Annotated in this window: 26 protein-coding genes and 6 pseudogenes; 19 read left to right on the top strand and 13 right to left on the bottom strand. The window is 59.2% G+C overall.

Annotated features, from left to right (window positions below; genetic code table 11):
* Positions 1-81: 81 nt before the first annotated feature.
* The 8 genes and pseudogenes from GKE73_RS14305 (at position 82) to GKE73_RS14340 (ending at position 5,060) form a co-directional block, all read left to right on the top strand.
* The gene (locus GKE73_RS14305) at positions 82-738 is read left to right on the top strand and encodes a 2OG-Fe(II) oxygenase (protein ID WP_230370499.1); all 657 of its coding nucleotides are present in this window, start codon (positions 82-84) and stop codon (positions 736-738) included.
* Between the two features lie 54 nt (positions 739-792).
* Positions 793-1,891: pseudogene (gene aroC / locus GKE73_RS14310) on the top strand (chorismate synthase).
* Positions 1,892-1,893: 2 nt separating this feature from the next.
* Positions 1,894-2,334, top strand: a complete 441-nt coding sequence (locus GKE73_RS14315; RefSeq protein ID WP_230370500.1) for a hypothetical protein — start codon at positions 1,894-1,896, stop codon at positions 2,332-2,334.
* A 10-nt stretch (positions 2,335-2,344) separates the two neighbouring features.
* Positions 2,345-3,169, top strand: coding sequence for an EAL and HDOD domain-containing protein (locus tag GKE73_RS24910; RefSeq protein WP_230370501.1), 825 nt, complete (start codon positions 2,345-2,347; stop codon positions 3,167-3,169).
* Complete coding sequence (locus GKE73_RS14325; protein ID WP_230370502.1) at positions 3,166-3,369, top strand: hypothetical protein; 204 nt, start codon at positions 3,166-3,168, stop codon at positions 3,367-3,369. The genes GKE73_RS24910 and GKE73_RS14325 overlap by 4 nt, the downstream gene beginning before the upstream one ends.
* A gap of 209 nt (positions 3,370-3,578) precedes the next feature.
* Entirely contained in the window at positions 3,579-3,908 is a 330-nt protein-coding gene (locus GKE73_RS14330) for an acid-shock protein (RefSeq protein ID WP_230370503.1), read from the top strand.
* Between the two features lie 137 nt (positions 3,909-4,045).
* Complete coding sequence (locus tag GKE73_RS14335) at positions 4,046-4,753, top strand: alcohol dehydrogenase catalytic domain-containing protein (RefSeq protein ID WP_230370504.1); 708 nt, start codon at positions 4,046-4,048, stop codon at positions 4,751-4,753.
* Between the two features lie 85 nt (positions 4,754-4,838).
* Positions 4,839-5,060 carry an MDR/zinc-dependent alcohol dehydrogenase-like family protein gene (locus GKE73_RS14340; protein ID WP_230370505.1) on the top strand — a complete coding sequence of 74 codons (222 nt, stop codon included), beginning with the start codon at positions 4,839-4,841 and terminating at the stop codon, positions 5,058-5,060.
* Positions 5,061-5,118: 58 nt separating this feature from the next.
* On the opposite strand, the gene GKE73_RS23725 is transcribed toward GKE73_RS14340, so the two are convergent.
* The 12 genes and pseudogenes from GKE73_RS23725 to GKE73_RS25945 form a co-directional block, all read right to left on the bottom strand.
* The gene (locus GKE73_RS23725) at positions 5,119-5,442 is read right to left on the bottom strand and encodes a thiolase (protein WP_280954951.1); all 324 of its coding nucleotides are present in this window, start codon (positions 5,440-5,442) and stop codon (positions 5,119-5,121) included.
* Positions 5,357-5,662: a thiolase family protein gene (locus GKE73_RS23730; protein WP_312854465.1), complete on the bottom strand. Its 306-nt coding sequence runs from the start codon at positions 5,660-5,662 to the stop codon at positions 5,357-5,359. The genes GKE73_RS23725 and GKE73_RS23730 overlap by 86 nt, the downstream gene beginning before the upstream one ends.
* Positions 5,553-5,966: a thiolase family protein gene (locus GKE73_RS23735; protein WP_280954952.1), complete on the bottom strand. Its 414-nt coding sequence runs from the start codon at positions 5,964-5,966 to the stop codon at positions 5,553-5,555. Before GKE73_RS23735 ends, GKE73_RS23730 begins: the two co-directional genes overlap by 110 nt.
* A gap of 14 nt (positions 5,967-5,980) precedes the next feature.
* Entirely contained in the window at positions 5,981-6,316 is a 336-nt protein-coding gene (locus GKE73_RS23740; RefSeq protein WP_280954953.1) for a thiolase family protein, read from the bottom strand.
* A gap of 39 nt (positions 6,317-6,355) precedes the next feature.
* Positions 6,356-6,611 (bottom strand): annotated as a pseudogene (locus GKE73_RS14350) (3-hydroxyacyl-CoA dehydrogenase family protein).
* On the bottom strand, positions 6,602-7,207 hold the full coding sequence (locus GKE73_RS14360; RefSeq protein ID WP_230370507.1) for a 3-hydroxyacyl-CoA dehydrogenase family protein: 606 nt from the start codon (positions 7,205-7,207) through the stop codon (positions 6,602-6,604). The pseudogene GKE73_RS14350 and the gene GKE73_RS14360 overlap by 10 nt, the downstream one beginning before the upstream one ends.
* Positions 7,156-7,872: a 3-hydroxyacyl-CoA dehydrogenase NAD-binding domain-containing protein gene (locus GKE73_RS14365; protein ID WP_230370508.1), complete on the bottom strand. Its 717-nt coding sequence runs from the start codon at positions 7,870-7,872 to the stop codon at positions 7,156-7,158. Before GKE73_RS14365 ends, GKE73_RS14360 begins: the two co-directional genes overlap by 52 nt.
* A gap of 3 nt (positions 7,873-7,875) precedes the next feature.
* Positions 7,876-8,645, bottom strand: a pseudogene (locus tag GKE73_RS14370) (enoyl-CoA hydratase).
* 52 nt (positions 8,646-8,697) lie between these two features.
* Positions 8,698-9,267 (bottom strand): enoyl-CoA hydratase-related protein, encoded by a 570-nt coding sequence (locus tag GKE73_RS14375; protein ID WP_280954954.1) that lies wholly within the window; start codon positions 9,265-9,267, stop codon positions 8,698-8,700.
* 17 nt (positions 9,268-9,284) lie between these two features.
* Positions 9,285-9,473: an enoyl-CoA hydratase-related protein gene (locus GKE73_RS23745; RefSeq protein WP_280954955.1), complete on the bottom strand. Its 189-nt coding sequence runs from the start codon at positions 9,471-9,473 to the stop codon at positions 9,285-9,287.
* Positions 9,474-9,482: 9 nt separating this feature from the next.
* A complete protein-coding gene (locus tag GKE73_RS25940) occupies positions 9,483-9,947 on the bottom strand; it encodes an AMP-binding enzyme (protein ID WP_376767436.1) in 465 nt (154 codons plus the stop codon).
* 24 nt (positions 9,948-9,971) lie between these two features.
* Positions 9,972-11,203: pseudogene (locus GKE73_RS25945) on the bottom strand (AMP-binding protein); the annotation flags it as partial.
* Between the two features lie 332 nt (positions 11,204-11,535).
* Here GKE73_RS25945 and GKE73_RS14390 point away from each other — a divergent pair.
* Together GKE73_RS14390 and GKE73_RS14395 are read left to right on the top strand one after the other, a co-directional pair.
* On the top strand, positions 11,536-11,883 hold the full coding sequence (locus tag GKE73_RS14390) for an acyl-CoA dehydrogenase family protein (RefSeq protein WP_230371496.1): 348 nt from the start codon (positions 11,536-11,538) through the stop codon (positions 11,881-11,883).
* Positions 11,876-12,685: an acyl-CoA dehydrogenase family protein gene (locus tag GKE73_RS14395; protein WP_230370511.1), complete on the top strand. Its 810-nt coding sequence runs from the start codon at positions 11,876-11,878 to the stop codon at positions 12,683-12,685. Before GKE73_RS14390 ends, GKE73_RS14395 begins: the two co-directional genes overlap by 8 nt.
* On the opposite strand, the gene GKE73_RS14400 is transcribed toward GKE73_RS14395, so the two are convergent.
* A complete protein-coding gene (locus tag GKE73_RS14400; protein WP_230370512.1) occupies positions 12,682-13,152 on the bottom strand; it encodes a MarR family winged helix-turn-helix transcriptional regulator in 471 nt (156 codons plus the stop codon). The two genes, GKE73_RS14395 and GKE73_RS14400, sit on opposite strands and share 4 nt — an antisense overlap.
* A 103-nt stretch (positions 13,153-13,255) precedes the next feature.
* On the opposite strand from GKE73_RS14400, the gene GKE73_RS14405 reads away from it, so the two are divergent.
* From GKE73_RS14405 to GKE73_RS14430, 9 genes and pseudogenes are all read left to right on the top strand, one after another.
* Positions 13,256-13,963, top strand: a complete 708-nt coding sequence (locus GKE73_RS14405; protein WP_230370513.1) for an SDR family NAD(P)-dependent oxidoreductase — start codon at positions 13,256-13,258, stop codon at positions 13,961-13,963.
* Positions 13,911-14,024, top strand: coding sequence for an SDR family oxidoreductase (locus GKE73_RS25950; RefSeq protein ID WP_376767360.1), 114 nt, complete (start codon positions 13,911-13,913; stop codon positions 14,022-14,024). The genes GKE73_RS14405 and GKE73_RS25950 overlap by 53 nt, the downstream gene beginning before the upstream one ends.
* A gap of 30 nt (positions 14,025-14,054) precedes the next feature.
* Positions 14,055-14,836 (top strand): annotated as a pseudogene (badI, locus tag GKE73_RS14410) (2-ketocyclohexanecarboxyl-CoA hydrolase).
* 99 nt (positions 14,837-14,935) lie between these two features.
* Entirely contained in the window at positions 14,936-16,090 is a 1,155-nt protein-coding gene (locus GKE73_RS14415; RefSeq protein ID WP_230370514.1) for an acyl-CoA dehydrogenase family protein, read from the top strand.
* A 36-nt stretch (positions 16,091-16,126) separates the two neighbouring features.
* Complete coding sequence (locus GKE73_RS26670; protein WP_280954956.1) at positions 16,127-16,255, top strand: acyl-CoA dehydrogenase family protein; 129 nt, start codon at positions 16,127-16,129, stop codon at positions 16,253-16,255.
* Positions 16,197-16,730, top strand: a pseudogene (locus tag GKE73_RS26675) (acyl-CoA dehydrogenase family protein); the annotation flags it as partial. The gene GKE73_RS26670 and the pseudogene GKE73_RS26675, both read left to right, overlap by 59 nt.
* Before the next feature lie 116 nt (positions 16,731-16,846).
* Complete coding sequence (locus GKE73_RS26680) at positions 16,847-17,290, top strand: acyl-CoA dehydrogenase family protein (RefSeq protein WP_245394081.1); 444 nt, start codon at positions 16,847-16,849, stop codon at positions 17,288-17,290.
* Positions 17,283-18,071, top strand: coding sequence for a nitroreductase (locus GKE73_RS14425; RefSeq protein WP_230370515.1), 789 nt, complete (start codon positions 17,283-17,285; stop codon positions 18,069-18,071). Before GKE73_RS26680 ends, GKE73_RS14425 begins: the two co-directional genes overlap by 8 nt.
* A 30-nt stretch (positions 18,072-18,101) precedes the next feature.
* Positions 18,102-18,851 (top strand): electron transfer flavoprotein subunit beta/FixA family protein, encoded by a 750-nt coding sequence (locus tag GKE73_RS14430; RefSeq protein WP_230370516.1) that lies wholly within the window; start codon positions 18,102-18,104, stop codon positions 18,849-18,851.
* Positions 18,852-18,855: the final 4 nt, after the last annotated feature.

Consider the following 18,855-nt stretch of genomic DNA (forward strand, 5'->3'; position numbering starts at 1 on the left):
GTGTGTCTGGCGCCGGTTTTCGGCCAACCCTTTATCCTTTGGGCGACGTTCGCGTGCGGTCCGCTGGGGAGAATGTTTACTATGACTGAACAACTGTTATCGGCAAGCGTGGCGAGCCCACCGCCCGTACTGGACAGCATTATCAATACGTTGGCCGAACAGGGGTGGGTGATCGACCGCAGCTTGTTCACGCCGCAGGATATCGCCCTGTTGCGCGACGAATGTGTCCAGCACTGGCGTCAGGGCGAGTTCCACGAGGCGGCGATCGGTCAGGCCAGCGAGCAGCGCCGCCTGAGTGAAATCCGCTCCGACTCGGTATTATGGCTGGATGAAGACAACGCCCCACCAGCGGTGGCCGCCTATTTTGCCAAGCTGGAGCAGATCCGTCAGGCGGTGAATCAGTCCTTGTTCATGGGGTTGGTCGAGCTGGAATCGCACTTTGCCGTGTTTCCGACCGGCGCGTTTTACAAGAATCATCTGGATCGTTTTCGCCACGACGATGCCCGAACCCTGAGTGCCGTGCTCTATCTGAATCAGGACTGGCCGGACGATGCCGGTGGCGAAATGCGGCTGTATCTGGACCCTGAGTGTCAGCATCATCTGGACGTTGCGCCAGAGGCCGGGACGCTGGTGTTGTTTTTGTCCGATCGCTTCTGGCACGAGGTTTTACCGGCGCGTCAGCCGCGTTTATCCATTACCGGCTGGTTCCGCCGCCATACGGGAAACGTGCCTTGGTAATGGGCCGTGTTAAAATCGTTAAAAACCAATTAGGCCATAAAGGGATCACAGAAGATGTCAGGCAATAGCATGGGTTTGCTGTTCACCGTCACCTCGTTCGGCGAAAGCCACGGGCCAGCCATTGGCTGCGTGGTGGACGGCTGTCCTCCCGGGCTGGAAATCAGCGAAGCGGACATCCAGCTGGAACTGGATCGGCGCAAGCCCTGGCACCAGCCGTCATGTTACCCAGCGGCGCGAACCGGATAGCGTGGAAATCCTCTCCGGCGTGTACGAAGGCAAAACCACCGGCACGCCGATTGCCCTGTTGATTCGTAATACCGATCAGCGCAGCAAGGATTACGGCAACATTGCCGACACGTTCCGTCCCGGTCATGCTGATTACACCTACTGGCACAAATACGGCATCCGCGACCCGCGTGGCGGCGGCCGTTCCTCGGCGCGCGAAACCGCCGTGCGCGTGGCGGCTGGCGCGATTGCCAAAAAGTGGCTGAAAGAGCGCTTTGGCATTGTGATCCGTGGCCACATGACGCAAATTGGCGAAGTCGTCATCCCGTTCCACAGCTGGGATGAGGTTTCGGCCAACCCCTTCTTTGCCGCTGACGCCAGCGTGGTGCCGCAACTGGAAGATTACATGGATGCCATCCGCAAGAGCCCTGGATTCGGTTGGCGCGCGTTTGCGCGTGGTGGCGGAAAACGTCCCTGTCGGCTGGGGCGAACCGGTGTATGACCGGCTGGACGCCGACATCGCCCATGCCATGATGAACATCAATGCCGTCAAGGGCGTGGAAATTGGCGCTTTGGCTGTGTGACACAAAAGGGCAGCGAGCACGGCGATGAACTCACGCCGCAAGGTTTTGCCAGCAACCACGCAGGCGGTATTCTCGGTGGGATTTCCACCGGGCAGAATATCGAGGTGTCCATTGCCATCAAACCGACGTCTTCCATTGCCCAGCCGCGTCACTCCATCGACAAGCAGGGCAACCCGATTCTGATGGAAACCCATGGCCGACATGACCCTTGTGTTGGCATCCGAGCCACCCCCATTGCCGAAGCCATGCTGGCGCTGGTGTTGATGGATCATGCGTTACGGCACCGTGCACAATGTGGCGATGTGCGGGTGGATACCCCGCGTATTCCCGCTAGTCGAGGTTAATCTTGCCATCACCCTCTACCGGATCAGGATTTGGAAAGAAAGTAGTGACCATGCTCAAGAATTTGTTTGGCGGGCTGACCCGTAGCAAGGATGAGGTCCGCGAGGTCGCACCGGTTGAGCCGGTCGCCGAGGCCATGGCCCCTCCTGTCCAACCCGCCGAAATTGACCACAAACCGCTGGATTTGCCCGCCACGCTCGGCTTTGTCACCCATCAGCCGATCATGGACAAACAGTTGCGCGTGGTGGCGTATGAATTCTTCGTCAAGCAGAGCAGCCAGGGCGGGCATGACGGCACGCAAACGCCGGGGAATTTGACCGGCTGCTGCTGTCAACGCTGCTCAACATGGAAATCTTCCGCCTGCTGGCCTATCGCCGCGCTTTTGTGCATATCGCCATGGCGTCGTTACAAGAGCCCATGTTGCTGCAAATGCTTAGGCCGATAGCGTCATTTTCGTGCTTGATCCGTTAACCGATGAGCCGATGACTGATGCCATGCTGGGGCAACTGGATGCGTTGCGTGCCAAAGGTGTGCGATTTGCCATCGAACCGGCGCTGTACGATCGCAAAGTGTTGGCCGAACGGTTGCAACCGGAACTCTTTAGCCGCGTCGATTTCATGCTGCTGGATTTTGCCGCGCCATCCACGCGAGTGCTCGCACCGATTCTCGACCAGCTGCCGCAGCGTTACCCCAACGCGCGCTGGATGGCACGTAACATCGGTACGGCGGAAGATCTGGATGTTTGCCTGCGCGCGCCGGGCAGCCATCGTTTTGCCCTGTTCCATGGCCCGTTCCTCACCTCGGTACGAACGCTGGAAGGTGGCAAGGCCGATGCCAGCCAGACGCGGGTGCTGCACATCATGCGCTTGTTGCGGGCCAACGCCGATCCGAAAGACATCGAGATCCAGTTCAAGCTGGATTCCGTGCTGCTGTTCAAGTTGATGCGCTTCATCAATGCTCCGATCAACGGCTTGTCGCGCAAGGTGCAAACGATTGAAGACACCTTGCTGTTACTGGGACGGGAAACGCTGTTCAAGTGGCTGTCGATGTTGCTGTTTACCGCGCGCAAGGAAGATGGCAAGGCGTTGAGCCTGTTGGAAAAATCGCTGATTCGCGCTCGCTTCATGGAAAAGCTCGGCAATTACCGCAGCAACAAGGTGGAGTCGGAACACCTGTTCCTCACTGGTATGTTCTCATTGCTGGATGTCCTGATGGGGGTGCCGTTCCCAGATGTGCTTGACCCGCTGGATTTGCTTAAGCACCGGTGCGTGAAGCGGTGATCGACAATCGTGGCCTGTTCGGCCCGCACTTGGGCCTAGCCATGGCCTGTGAACAAGGCGATGAAGCGCGTATCCGCACGCTGGCCAAGATTCTCGAGTTTGATGTTGCGCTGGTTAACCGCTATTACATGGATTCGGTGGTCTGGGCGCAGGAAATCCTGCGCGATAGCGATGCCCAACATAATGTGGAAGCCGTCTAAGTAGCGGCCTTCCTGCCCGTTCAACAGCCCGGTGATGCCGGGCTGTTTTGTTTTCGGGCAGCTGACCGGACGCATGGTACGTGGCGTTACATCTGCTTACACGTGACTCACAGATTCCCGTTGATCTCCCGACTAGGATGCAAGACATGGATGCACACAACGTTGGCGTCCTGGAGATTCCCTCCTTTTCCATCTTTGGAGAAATACACATGAAAAAGCTGTCCCTGATGCTGTTGAGCGCTGTTTTTGGTCTGACTTCCGCTGCAGGCTTTGCGGCAACCCCGGCGGCAGCTTCGGCTCCGGCAGCCAAAGCGGCACCGGCCAAGAAAGTAGTGAAAAAGCATGTGGCTAAAAAACACGCCACGGTGAAAAAAGCCAAATCTGCTGCGTCCGCACCGGCACAAAAAGCCCAGGCCGCCAAGACCGATGCTTCGGCACCGGCCAAGGTCGCAGTGAAAAAGCACCACGCCAAGAAGCATGTGAAAAAGCATGTACGCAGCCACAAGGCCGCTAAACCGGCTGCTTCGGCTGCCAACTAAATCGCACGCATACATCATTGCCCAAAAGGGAGACCACAAGGTCTCCCTTTTTTCATATCCGCATGACGGGCAACCTGACTAAAATCAGTAGTCTGGTTAAGGTTGTTGCAACGCCGCCGCGCGAAAGGAATCTGCCGATGCCTAATTCCGTCTCCGGAACCATGCGTGCCATGGTCCTGCACCATTCCGGCGAGGCCCTGCGCCTTGAGCATTGGCCAATTCCACAGCCTGCGGCAGGACAGCTGCAATTGCGTATTGAGGCCTGTGGCGTGTGCCGCACAGATTTGCATCTGCTTGATGGCGAGCTGCCCTATCCGCGCTGGCCCATTATTCCCGGACATGAAATTGTGGGGCGCGTCAGCGCGATTGGTGCGGGTGTAACGGGCTTTACTGTGGGGGAACGGGTGGGCGTGCCATGGCTGGGCTGGACCTGTGGCCAATGCCGTTTTTGTCTCAGCGGCCGCGAGAATCTGTGTGAGTCGGCGCGCTTTACCGGTTATCAGATCTATGGCGGTTATGCCGACTACACCGTGGCCGATGCCCGTTATTGTTTTCCTCTGCCTTGTCACGCAGATCAGTCGGCAGCCGAGCTGGCACCGCTATTGTGTGCCGGATTGATCGGCTATCGCGCCCTGCGCTTGGTAAGCGAGGCGCACAAAGTGGGGATTTATGGTTTTGGCGCGGCGGCACACATCATTGCCCAAGTGATGCGTCATGCCGGGCAAGAGTTTTATGCTTTCACCCGACCGGCGACGCAGAAGCGCAGGACTTTGCCCGTCTTCTTGGCGCTAGCTGGGTTGGCGGCTCTGACCAAACGCCACCAGATTTGCTGGACGCGGCCCTGATCTTTGCTGCCGATGGTAAACTGGTCCCGCAAGCCTTGCGACAGGTGCAGGCGGGCGGGTGTGTCGTGTGTGCTTAAGCATCCACATGAGTGACATTCCCGGTTTTGCCTATGCCGATCTCTGGGGAGAGCGGATGATCCGCTCGGTGGCCAACCTGACGCGGCAAGACGGCTTGGACTTTTTGCAGCTCGCACCGACTATCCCTGTGCATACCAGCACGACCGCCTTTGCCTTGGAACAGGCAAACGAAGCGCTCGCCTGTTTACGTGCCGGAGCGTTACGCGGAGCGGCGGTGCTGGTGATGTGACGGGGCTTGCGCCTTGCCATGGTGGCCAGCACCGCTCGCTGCCCAAGCCGGTACCGCGCTATTGCCGCTCCAGCACCAAGGCAATGCCCTGCCCAACACCGATGCACAAACTCACCACCGCATAGCGTCCATGACGGCGTTCCAGTTCACGCGCCGCAGTGAGTGCGATACGTGCGCCGGATGCTCCCAGCGGATGGCCGATGGCGATGGCCCCGCCGTTAGGATTGACGCGAGCATCGTCATGACTTAATCCGAGCAGCTGCAGGCAGCCGAGTACCTGCGGCGCGAATGCTTCGTTAATCTCGATCACGTCCATGTCGTTGAGCGTGAGTCCGGCGCGTGCCAGCGCCTTCGGAATGGCAAAGGCCGGGCCGATTCCCATGACGCGCGGCTCCACCCCGGCCACGGCGCCTAGCCAGAATCCTTGCCAGCGGTTTGGCCCCGGCGCGTTCTCCGGCCCGCGCGCTGCCGATCAATACTGCCGCGGCGCCATCATTGATGCCTGACGCATTGCCCGCGGTGACCACGCCACCGAACAGTGGTTTGAGTTCCGACAATGTTTCGTACGTCGATCCCGCGCGAGGATGCTCGTCTTCGTCCACCAGCAGTGCTGGCGTCTTGCGTCCGGTTGGCACCGCGACAGGCAGAATCTCGCCTAACATAGAAACCGTCTGCTTTGGCTGCTGCGTATTTGGCTTGCGAGGCGGCGGCAAACCGGTCGCAGGCGTCGCGGCTGATGTTCAATTCGGCGGCAACGTTGTCGCCCGTTTCCGGCATGCTGTGATTGCCATACTGTTCCACTAACTGTGGATTGGGAAAACGTGCGCCGATGGTGGTATCGAACACTTTGAAATCGCGGCTATAGGCCGATTCGGCTTTGGCGACGACAAAGGGCGCGCGGCTCATGCTCTCGACACCGCTTAAGCAATGTAAAGCTCGCCTTCGCCACAGCTGATGGCATGGGCACTGTCGAGAATGGCCGCGAGCCCGCTACCGCACAGCCGGTTGACCGCTTGCCCCGGAACGGTTGGCGGTAAACCCGCCAGCAGCGCGGCGTGGCGACCGATGTTGCGGCTGTCTTCGCCAGACTGGGTGGTGCAGCCGAGGATGACGTCCTCCACGTCTTCGCTCTGAAAGGCGGAGCGGGCAAGAAGTTCGCGAATGACGGTGGCGGCGAGATCGTCCGGGCGCACGGTCGCCAGCTTTTTAGGCGTGGCGCCCGAATGGCGAGCGCAGTCCGGCGTAGAGATAAGCATCAAGCATGGCAGTTCCTCGTGAATCGGTGGCAAATGGACTCAGTTTTCCGGCGTCAGCAGCGATACCCCAAGGCGGGCGCGGCGGATTAACCATGGGCTTGGGCGATAACGCGGGTCACGGTAGAACGTGTGCAGCGCCTCAAGAATGGTCAGTACCGTGCCTGCGCCGATGGCATCACCCAGTGCCAGTGGGCTTCGGGTAACCGAGGCCAAGCGTCACCGCGTGGTCGATATCTATTGGTGTGGCAATGCGTTGCTGGGCCATGTCGCAACCGATATTGACGATCATGGCCATGACGCGCTGGGCAACAAAGCCGGGGCTGTCGTGGATGACCGATACGGCGGTTCCGTCACGCGCGAGCAGGCTCCGGTGGCATCACGTACTGCCGGTGTGGTCAGTGGAGTCTGCATCAGTGTGCGATGACCATGCAGATAGAGTGGGTCGAGGGCGATAGTCCGGGACGGGTCGAGTTTTTCGGCCAACGTGCTGGTGGTGGCATCCTCGCCCAGCGGCAGTACCAGACATAACGCGTTGTCAGATGGCCGTGCGCCATGGTCGAGGGTGGCTCCAAGCGTTTGCAGCAGTGCGGAGACCGCCGCGTGGGCTTCTGGCTGACGTTGGCTGATCCATATCGGTGGCACGGAGACCTGTGGCGCGGCAGGGGCGGGCACGGCGACGACCGCGCCATTGTCGTAGTGATAGAAACCACGGCCACTCTTGCGGCCGAGCAGGCTTACGGCGATGCGCTGGCGCATGATGGGCGAGGGGCGGTAGCGCGGTTCCTGATAATACTGCTCGTAGATCGATTCCATCACCGGGTATGAAATGTCCAGCCCGATCAAGTCGAACAGTTCGAACGGCCCCATCCGGAAACCGGCGCTGTCGCGCAAGATACGGTCGACCGGGCAAAATCAGCGATGCCTTCGCCGACGATACGCAGCGCCTCGGTACCGTAGCCGCGCCCCGCGTGGTTGACGATGAAACCGGGAGTGTCGGCGGCGTACACCGGCGTATGGCCGATACGCCGTACCAATGTCGCCAGTGCTTCGCCCACCCAGCTGGCGCTGAGTACGCCGTCGATTACTTCGGCCACCTTCATCAGCGGGACCGGGCTGAAAAAGTGCAGGCCGCCAACACGTTCCGGTCGTCGGCACGCCGCGGCAATGGCGGTGATGGATAACGATGAGGTATTGGTGGCCAACAGGCAGTCAGCGGCGACCACGTCTTCCAGCTCATGAAACAACTGACGCTTGGCGTCGAGGCTTTCTACGATGGCCTCAAGCACGATATGGCAATCGGCCAGCTGTGCCAGATTGTCGACAGTGGTAATGCGCGTGAGGGTGGCGTCAAGGTTGGCCGAACTCAGCTTGCCCTTGTCCACCAGCCTGCCGAGGGCTTCGGCAATGGCGCTGCGAGCTTCCTCGGCAGCATGAGCGCGGCTATCGAACAGCCGTACCTGCACGCCGCCCTGCGCTGCTATCTGGGCGATGCCCCGGCCCATCAGCCCTGTGCCGACAATGCCAAGCGTTAAATCCTTGCGTGTGGCGTCCAGCATGCTTCAGCGTCCTTGAAAGTCGGGTTGGCGTTTGTCGAGGAAGGCGTGCATGCCTTCTTTTTGATCCTGACTGGCAAACAGCAATTGAAATGCCTTGCGTTCCAGCATCAGCGCCGTCTCAAGCGGCGCATCCTGTCCGGCCAGCACCACTTCCTTGATCTGGGCAATGGCCAGTGGCGGCAGGGCGGCAATCTGGCTGGCCAATTCCGTGGCCCGGCTTTGTACCGCGCTATCGGCCACTACCTCGCTGGCCAGCCCCATGCTGCAGGCCTCGGCGGCACTCACCGGCTGTCCGGTCAACAGCATTTTCATCGCCTTGAATTTGCCGACGGCGCGGGTCAGGCGCTGAGTGCCGCTTCGCCGGGCATGATGCCGACCTTGACTTCCGGCTGACTGAAACTGGCGCTCTCGCTAACCACGATGATGTCGGCGTGCATGGCCAGTTCACAGCCACCGCCCCGTGCAAAGCCGTTGACGGCCGCGATCACCGGTTTGGGACAGCTGGCCATCGCCTGCCATAGCCGCTGGGTGTGGAGCAGCAGCATATCGATGGCGCCGTGATCGGCCATGGCGCGGATATCGGCACCGGCGGCGAAATAGTGCTCGCCACCGGTCAGGATGATGCAACGGACTTCGGCCAACTTGCCCAAGGCGGTAAAGTGCTCGGCCAGTTGCTGGCGTACCTCCTGATTCAGCGCGTTACGCGCTTCCGGCCGGTTCAAGCTGAGGCGCGCGATGTGCGCAGCGGGGTAGTCGACTAGTACTTCAGTCATGGCGGACTCCCTGTGTTGGTGTCGGGAAAAACGGCGCTTGGCGCACCAGTGTTCAGCGATGGCGAAAATCCGGCTGGCGCTTGTCGACAAAGGCGGCCATGCCTTCTTTCTGATCGGTCATCGCGAAGGTGGCGTGCAGCGTGCGGCGTTCAAACAGCAGCCCTTCGTTGAGTGATCCCTCGAAGGCGCGGTTGATCGACTCTTTCATCATCATCGCCACCGGTTGGGAGAATTCGGCAATGGATTGCGCCGTGGCCAGCGCTTCGGCCAACAGTTGCCCGGCCGGATAAAGGCGCGAAACCAGGCCACAACGCTCCGCTTCCGCGGCGTCCATCATGCGTCCGGTCAGGCATAAATCCATGGCCTTGGCCTTGCCGATGGCGCGCGGCAGGCGCTGGTGCCGCGCGTCGCCGGGGATGACGCCCAGCTTGATTTCCGGCAGGGCAAAACGCGCGCTATCGGCGGCAAACACGATGTCGCACATCATGGCCAGCTCACAGCCGCCACCCAATGCCAGTCCCGAAACGGCGGCGATCACCGGTTTTCGGAAGGTTTTGAGCCGCTCCCAATTGCGGGTAATGAAATTGGACTTGTAAGCATCCATGTAATCCATGGCGCGCATGGCGCTAATGTCGGCGCTTAGCTGGCAAAGGCTTTGTCGCTGCCGGTGATGACAACGCAACCGATCGCTTCGTTTGCTTCCAGCGCATCCAAAGCCTCTCCGAGCTGGTTCATGAGCGCATCGTTGAGTGCGTTGTAGACGTCGGGACGATTGAGTCGGATCAACCCGACCTTGCCGATGGTTTCCAGCAGAATTTCCGTATCCATGACCACTCCTCAGTGGGTATCCGCAAACGCCTTGGCCGCTTCTCTGAGCTTGAACTTCTGCAGTTTGCCGCTGGGCGTCTGAGGGAGCTGGTCGGCCACTTCCAGCCGCTCCGGAAAATACTGTTTGGTGAGCTGCTGTTCGGTCAGGTAGGCCGTCATGTCTTCAAAGGTGAAGTGGCAACCCGGTTTGAGCGCGACAAACGCGCAGACGCGCTCGCCAAAACGCTTGTCCGGGTAGCCGACCACGGCAACGGCCGCAATGGCGGGGTGCTGGTAGAGCAGGTTTTCAATCGCCACTACCGGAATGTTTTCGCCGCCACGGATCACCACATCCTTGCTGCGGCCGTTGATGCGGAGGTAACCCTCGGCGTCGATAAACGCCAGATCTCCAGTCTCGAACCAGCCTTCTTCATCGGTAGCGTTCAGCTGTGGCCGTTTCAGATACCCGGCAAACAGCGAGGCTCCGCGGATCATTAGCGCACCGGTTTCGCCGCAGGCCAGCGACTCGCCGCTGGCGCCAACAACCTTGACTTCCATGCCCGGCAGCGGTCGGCCATCCGAGACGCCGGATTTTTCCAGCGCACGTGCGGGTTCGGTGACCGTCACGGCACCGCATTCGGTCATGCCCCACGCCGAACTGATCGTCAGGCCCATCAGGGAATGGGCCCGTTCAATCAATACCGGCGGAATCGGCGCACCCGCACAGTTAAATTTGCGGAACTGTGCCGAGGTGGGCTCGCCCGCCTCAACCGCCATGCACAGGTCGGCGACGAACGTGGCGGAAGCCATGCTGAATGTCACCCCTTCGTCGCGGATGATCTGCAATGCCCGTTTGGCGTCCCACACATCCATCAGCACCGTGGTCGAATTCAGAATCAACGGAATCATCGCCAGATAGCCATAGCCGGTGAGGTGTGCCATCGGTGAGGCACCGAGAATGACGTCGGACTCTTGCAGCTCCATTACCGGATATAGGCGTGCAAATTGGAGAACAAGGTGTTGGAGGTGTGCATCACGCCTTTGGGTTCGCCGGTTGTCCCCGATGTGTACATGAGCAGCAGCACATCGTCCGGATCGATAGCGGTGGTGGTCAGCGGTGGATGTGCGGTGGCGAGCAACGTGGCTTCGAAGCTATCGTCGCCGCTGCCTCCCACGACCCCCAATTGCTGTAGATGGGGGAGATTCGGCCGCATGGCGTGCGCCATCTCTTCGTAATCGAAGCCACGAAACACCTTGGGGACGATGAAAATCTTTGACTCGCCAAAGTTGAGCATGAAGTTCAGCTCATGCTGGCGAAAAATCGGCATAACCGGATTGGCCACGGCACCGATGCGCGCGCAGGCCAGCGAAAGCGCAATGAACTCCCAGCAATTGGGCAGCTGGAAGGTTACGACGTCGGAGCGTTCGATCCCTGATGCCACCAATCCGCGGGCAATCCGCTCGACGCGCTGATCGAGTTCCTGATAGCTGAGGCGAATCGGCTGGTTTTGCCCCTCTCGGTAGTCCACCACGGCCAGTTTGTCGGGGCAGCACGCCAATGCCCTGCGGAAATGGCACTCAATCGTTTCATCCCGCCAAAAGCCTTGGGCTTTCATCGGCCCCATGCGGGGCGCGAGCAGCACCGGGTCAAAGTTCATATCCAATCTCCATTCAACTCCAGTCGAAATCACCGCCGGGGCGATGCTCTGCCCGGAGGCAGTGCAAGAGAGTGCGTCGTGGCGTACTGCCATTTCACGACCGGTTTTCCACGCTGCGTATGTCGCCGATGACAAGGTGATGTCATTGTCCTGATGTCACGCTGCAGCCGATGTGATAGTACGGTATCTCTCTCTGATTAATGAGTCAACATGTTGATATAAAATGACGTATCAACTGTTGTGAAATTGCTATCAGCATAAACAAATAAAATCAAGCTATTGATTTTTAAATAAAAAATTTCTTTTGTTTGGCTTTTTCTGGATTCTAGTGCAAAAATTCCAATAAATTTTATATCAACTTATTGACGTATATTGAATGGCGTGGCTAGTATTCAACTCACATACAGAACAAGGAGGAATACGTGATGGACTTCAGCCTCAGCCATGAACAGCAGGCACTGGTCGATTCTGCCGCTCGCTTTGCCAAAACCCGTCTTGCTCCTTATTACCGCGCTCGTGAAAAAGCCGAGCGGGTTGAGCGTGAGATCGTGCAGGAAATGGGAGCGTTGGGTTTTCTGGGGCTGGAGTTGCCAGAGGAACACGGCGGCCTCGGACTGGACTGTGTGACCAGCGGCTTGCTGCTTGAACAAATCGCTTATGGCGACTTCAACGTCTCTTACGTAAACCTTCTGACTTCTCTATGCGGACAGATCGTTGCGACGCACGCGCGTTCTGATGCCGCCCAAAGCTGGCTGCAGCAGGTGATTGCTTAGCGACAAGCTGATTGCCATTGCCCTCACGGAACCCAGTGCCGGTTCTGATGCGGCCCGTCTCAAACTGAAAGCCGTGCGCGATGGCAACGATTTCGTGCTCAGCGGCGAAAAAACGTCAATTTCCATGGCGACGCAGGCCGATGTGGCCGTGGTGTTTGCCCGTACCGGTACGGAAGATGCCAAGGCTCGCGGGATCAGCGCTTTTCTGGTGCCGATGCATCTGCCGGGGATCACCCGAACCGCATTTGATGACATTGGCACCCGCCCGGTCGGGCGCGGTTCGATCTTCTTCGATGGTGTGCGTATTGCCAGCGACATGATGCTTGGCGACGAAGGACAGGGCTTCATCCAGGTCATGCAGGGATTCGACTACAGCCGGGCGCTGATTGGTTTGCAATGCATGGGGGTGGTGCGGGCCTCGCTCGACGAAGCATGGAAATACACACAGGAGCGTGAGGCGTTTGGCAAGCCGATCGGCGAATTTCAGGGCGTCAGTTTCCCGTTGGCCGAAGCCGAGACCATGTATGAGGCTTGCCGGGCGCTCTGTCTGAAAACCCTGTGGCTAAAGGATCAGGGGCTACCACATACCGCCGAAGCAGCAATGTGCAAGTGGTGGGCACCCAAGCTGGCGTGCGAAATCATTCACCAGTGTCTGCTGACGCATGGCCATGGTGGCTATGGCAGTGATTACCACTTTGGCCAGCGTTATCGGGATGTGATGGGGCTGCAGATCGGTGACGGGACGGCAAACATCATGAAGATGATTATCGCCCGCCAGATGGCCGAGCGGCATCGGATCTAGATCTTGGCCATGTTTTGCTGCAGCAGGCTGATGTAGTGGATGAAGGCCAAACGGTCGTCGAACGAGAAACCTTGCAGGGCCTGATCGTAGAAGTCGCTGATGGGATCGTAGAGCGCGGCCCAGAGCTCGTGGCCCTTGGCGGTTAATTTCACCCGGCGGGCCCGGCGGTCTTCCTCGCTGGTGACGCGTTCGATGAGGCCATCGCGCTCCAGTCGGGTCATCAGGCCAGCCAGGTTCTGTCGACTGACCAGCAAGTATTGCGAGAGTTCTCCGACGGTCATGCCATCCGTTGCCTTGGGGTGGGAGAGCGCGCCCAGTACCGACCACTGCTGGGTGGTGACACCGAGTCCCGACAGTGCCTGAGTGCCCTTGGTATGCAGCGTGTTGGCGGCTTGAAAGAACCGAAAAAACAAACGGTTGTTGATTTCGATGTTCGCAAGGTTTTTTTCGGCTGGAAGGTCTTTCATCAGCGGAGCCAGAGAAGTTTGAACGGAAGCTATTGAAGCGCAAAGCGCGGAACGAAGGCAAGACGCACTTCAAATTTTTGTCATGACATGAGGAGAGGCGAGCATGAAGGGTATCCGGGATAAGGTCGTTGTGGTGACCGGCGGTGCAGGCGGAATCGGCTCGGCAATCTGCCGTCGCTTTGCAGAGGACGGTGCCGTGGTCGCGGTTTTTGACATCAACAAGGAGGCGGCGGAAGCCGTTGCGACGGACATCCGCTCCAGTGGCGGCCGTGCCAGCGCTTTTGCCGTGAATCTGACTGATCAGGACTCCGTGCAGACGGCGGTGGCGGCTACTGAACAACAGCTCGGCCCGATCGAGGTGCTGGTGAATAACGCCGTTTGGGACAAGGTGGGCAATTTTCTCGATACCGAGAAACCGCTGTGGGATCAGATCGTCGCCATCAACCTGTACGGTGCACTGTACATGCACCACGCGGTACTCAAAGGCATGTCGCAACGCGGCCGTGGCCGTGTCATCAATGTTGCCTCCGATGCGGCACGCGTCGGTTCTTCCGGCGAAGCCGTGTATGCCTTCTGCAAGGGCGGGCTGGTGTCGTTCTCCAAGACCATCGCCCGCGAACTGGCTCGCAAGCAAATCAATATCAACGTGGTGTGCCCGGGGCCAACCGATACGCCATTGCTGGACGATATCTGCGGGGAAGGTGAACAGGGCGAGAAACTGCGTGCCGCCTTTACCCGTGCGATTCCGTTTGGTAAGCTTGGGCCAGCCCGGCGATCTGCCCGGCATTATCGCCTTCCTTGCCAGCGATGAAGCCGCATTCATCACCGGCCAAGTGATCAGCGTATCCGGTGGCCTGACGATGGCTGGCTAAGAGCCCCCTGACTGACAAAGGAGAGACAACATGGAATACCAGGACATTCTGTACACCAAGGAAGATGGCATTGCCACCATTACCATCAACCGTCCCAAGCAGTACAACGCGTTTCGCGCCCAAACCTGCGAAGAGATGATTCACGCCTTCAAGGATGCGGATTTTGACCGTCAGATTGGCGTCGTGGTGTTGACCGGGGCGGGCGACAAGGCCTTCTGCACCGGTGGTGACCAAGGCACGCAAGATGGCGGGTATGGTGGCCGCGGCACCATCGGCTTGCCGATTGAAGAAGTGCAAAGCGCCATTCGCGATATCTCCAAACCGGTGATTGCCCGTGTTAACGGTTACGCCATTGGCGGCGGCAATGTGCTGGTCACCATCTGCGATCTGGCGATCGCCTCGGAAACAGCGCAACTGGGGCAGGCTTCCCGCGTGTGGGGTCGGTCGATCCCGGATTTGGTACGGCGCTGCTGGCGCGTGTGGTCGGCGAAAAGAAGGCTCGTGAAATCTGGTACCTGTGCCGCCGCTATAGCGCCAAGGAAGCGCTGGCGATGGGGCTGGTGAATGCGGTGGTGCCACCTGAGCAGCTGGATGCCGAAGTGAAAAAGTGGTGCGAGGAAATTGTCGAAAAGAGCCCGACTGCCATCGCGCTGGCCAAGAAATCGTTCAACGTCGATACCGAGATGATCCGTGGCATGGGCGGGCTGGCGATGCACGCGCTCAAGCTCTATTACGAGTCGGCAGAGTCGGCCGAAGGGGGCAATGCCTTCCGCGAGAAGCGCAAGCCGGAATTCCGCAAATACGTCAAATAAACGGGGATGCGCGTCCATCTGGCATGGACGCGACCTCCCGTGCTCAGGCTTCGCCACACGGCACGCCGAAGATCATCGACATGGAAACGGATAGACAAAATGATCAGAGACCGGGAAACCCTCAATATTCTGCTGGATACCATTTCCCGGTTTGTGCGCGAACGCCTGATACCCAATGAAGCGCTCGTAGCCGAAACCGACCAGATTCCGCAAGAGCTGGTTAACGAGATGAAAGAGCTGGGCCTGTTTGGCCTGTCCATTCCCGAAGAGTACGGCGGCATGGGGCTGACGATGGAGGAAGAGGTGCTGGCCACCTTTGCCATTGGCCGAACCTCTCCTGCTTTTCGGTCTTTGTTTGCCACCAACAATGGCATCGGCGCACAAGGCATTGTCATTGATGGCAACGACGAGCAGAAAAACCACTACCTGCCAAAGATCGCCAGTGGCGAAATCATCGGTTCGTTTGCCTTGACCGAGCCGGATAGCGGTTCCGACGCCGCCAGCGTCCGCACTGTTGCGGTACGGGATGGCGGCAGCTATGTCATCAACGGCACTAAACGCTACATCACCAATGCGCCGGAGGCCGGTATCTACACGGTGATGGCACGTACCGATCCGGAGAAGCGCGGGCCGGATGGAATCTCGGCCTTTATCGTCGAGCGTGGTACTCCCGGGCTGTCGCTCGGCCAGATCGACAAAAAGATGGGGCAAAAAGGCGCGCACACCTGCGATGTGATTTTCGATGACTGCCGTATTCCGGCCAGCAACCTGATTGGCGGGCGTGAAGGGGTGGGCTTCAAGACGGCAATGAAGGTGCTCGACAAGGGGCGCATCAATATCGCGGCCGTGTCAGTCGGCGTGGCGGAACGCATGCTGGATGACGCCCTGCGCTACGCCTGTGAACGCAAGCAGTTTGGCAAGCCGATTGCCGAGTTCCAGTTGATTCAGGCGATGTTGGCCGACAGCAAGGCCGAGATTTATGCCGCCAGATCCATGGTGGTCGATGCCGCACGCCAGCGTGATCTGGGGCGGGATGTCAGTACCGAAGCGGCGTGCGCCAAATTGTTTGCCTCGGAAATGTGTGGCCGCGTCGCCGACCGGGCCGTACAGATCTTCGGTGGCGCCGGTTATCTGGCCGAATATGGCATCGAGCGTTTTTATCGTGATGTGCGGCTGTTCCGTATTTTTGAAGGAACGAGCCAGATCCAGCAACTCGTCATTGCCCGCAACCTGATTCGCCAGCACGGCGCCTGATACCGGCGTTGCCGGACGACAGAAAGGCCTTCAATCATGAAATTCCAATGGGATGATCCGCTGCGGCTGGATCTGCAACTGAGTGACGAAGAACGCATGATCCGCGATGCGGCGCACGAATATTGTCAGGCTCGCGCCCCGCGTACAGCAGGCGTTCCGCCATGAGTCCACCGATCCGGCCATCTTTCGCGAGATGGGCGAACTGGGCCTGCTGGGGGCAACGTTGCCCGAACAGTACGGCGGAGCGGGTTTGAACTATGTCAGCTATGGCCTGATCGCGCGCGAAGTCGAGCGCGTCGACTCGGGTTACCGCTCAATGATGAGTGTCCAGTCTTCGCTGGTGATGGTGCCGATTTTTGAGTTTGGCACGGAAGCACAAAAGCAGAAGTACCTGCCCAAGCTGGCGCGCGGCGTATGGATTGGCTGCTTTGGCCTGACTGAGCCGAACCACGGCTCCGACCCCGGCTCGATGATTACGCGGGCCAGAAAAGTGGCCGGTGGCTGGCAACTGAATGGCAGCAAGATGTGGATTACCAACAGCCCGATTGCGGATGTGTTCGTCGTTTGGGCCAAGGATGACGAAGGACAGATTCGCGGCTTCATTCTGGAAAAAGGCATGAAGGGGTTATCCGCCCCGGCCATCCACGGCAAGGTTGCCCTGCGCGCCAGCATTACCGGCGAGATCGTGATGGATGACGTATTTGTGCCGGATGACAACGCTTTCCCGGACATTCGTGGCCTCAAGGGGCCGTTCACCTGCCTCAACTCGGCGCGTTTCGGCATTGCACGGGGGCGCTTGGCGCGGCGGAAGATTGCTGGTTCCGCGCCCGTCAGTATGTACTGGAGCGCCAACAGTTTGGCCGTCCTCTGGCCGCCAACCAGCTGATCCAGAAGAAGTTGGCCGACATGCAAACCGACATCACGTTGGGATTGCAGGGCTGCTTGCGTCTGGGTCGGATGAAAGATGAAGGCAGCGCCGCTCCCGAGATCACCTCGATCATGAAACGCAACAGCTGTGGCAAGGCGCTTGAGATTGCCCGGACGGCGCGCGACATGCTCGGTGGCAACGGGGTCAGCGACGAATATGGCGTGATCCGCCACATGGTCAACCTTGAGGCGGTCAATACCTACGAAGGCACTCACGATGTCCATGCGCTGATTCTGGGCCGGGCCCAGACCGGTATTGCTGCGTTTGCTTAGGCTGATTGCCCGCGCCACCGGTCCCAAGGTTGGCCGAAAACATCAGTGCTGTTTATCCACAGGAGTTGATTATGCAGGACAACCATCACAAGGACGGAGAGCCCGCCACGGTGGCGCTGGTGGACCGGGTGATGCGGGAACGCCGTTCGATCCGGGCTTTTTTTCCCCAACCGGTGCCGCTGGAACGGGTGAACGAGATTCTGGCGAGCGCTGCTGGGCGCCCTCCGGCAACAATATCCAGCCATGGCGCGTACATGTGGTGTGCGGCAGAACACGTCAGCGACTGGTCGATGCCGTGTGCTCGGCCTATGACCGGGCGGATGGCAGCTATCAGGCCGAGTATCACTACTATCCGCGCGAGTTCTTTGAACCTTACCTCGGTCGGCGGCGCAAGTCCGGTTGGGGCCTCTATGGCCTGCTTGGCATCCAGAAGGGCGAGACCGAACGGATGCGCGCCCAACACCGCAAGAACTTTGAGTTTTTTGGAGCCCCGGTCGGGTTGATGTTCAGTATCGACCGGCGGATGGAGCAGGGGAGCTGGCTCGATTACGGCATGTTTTTGCAGAACGTGATGCTGGCCGCCAGTGCTCGCGGCTTGGCCACGTGTGCACAAGGCGCGTGGATTGACTACCACCGCCTCATTGCTGATCTGCTGAAGTTTGGCGAGCAGGAACAGCTGGTGTGTGGCATGGCACTGGGCTACCCCGACCCTGAGGCGCCCGAGAATACCTTGGCTCTCGATCGGGCTCCGTTAAGTGAATACGTCGTGGTTCACGACTGAATTGCCACGAACTGGCCGAAAGGAAAAGCGATGAAGATTCTGGTCCCTGTAAAACGTGTGCTGAATTACAACGTGAAAGTGCGGGTCAAGCCGGACGGCTCGGATGTCGATCTGGCCAACCTGAAGATGTCGATGAATCCGTTCGACGAAATCGCGGTGGAAGAAGCCGTGCGCCTGAAGGAAGCCGGTATCGCTTCCGAGGTGATCGTGGTGTCGGCCGGGAGCGCCGCCTGTCAGGAAACGCTGCGTAGCGCGCTGGCCAATGGTGCGGATCGGGCGCTGCTGATCGAAACCGATGCTGCTTTACAGCCGTTGGCAGTGGCCAAGTTGTTAAAGGCGGTGTGTGAGGCAGAGCAGCCGCAGTTGGTGATCTGTGGCAAGCAGGCGATCGATGACGACGCTAACCAGACCGGGCAGATGCTGGCCGCCTTGATGGGCTGGGCGCAGGCCACCTTTGCCTCGCGCGTGACTATTGCTGACGGGCAGGCCGATATTACCCGAGAGATCGACGGCGGGCTGGAAACCCTGACGGTCAAACTGCTTACTGTGGTGACGACTGATCTGCGGCTGAATGAGCCGCGCTATGCCTCGTTGCCCAACATCATGAAGGCCAAGAAAAAGCCGCTGCAGGTTGTGACTCCGGCGTCATTGGGCGTAGATATCGCCCCCCGGCTGAAACAGCTCAAAGTGGACGAACCGGCCAAACGCGGTGCCGGGGTCAAGGTCAGCGATGTGGCCGAGTTGATCGCCAAGCTCAAACACGAAGCCAACGTTATCTAAGGAA

Origin of the sequence: Paludibacterium denitrificans (assembly GCF_009707705.1) — a bacterium.
Taxonomy (GTDB): Bacteria; Pseudomonadota; Gammaproteobacteria; order Burkholderiales; family Chromobacteriaceae; genus Paludibacterium_A; species Paludibacterium_A denitrificans.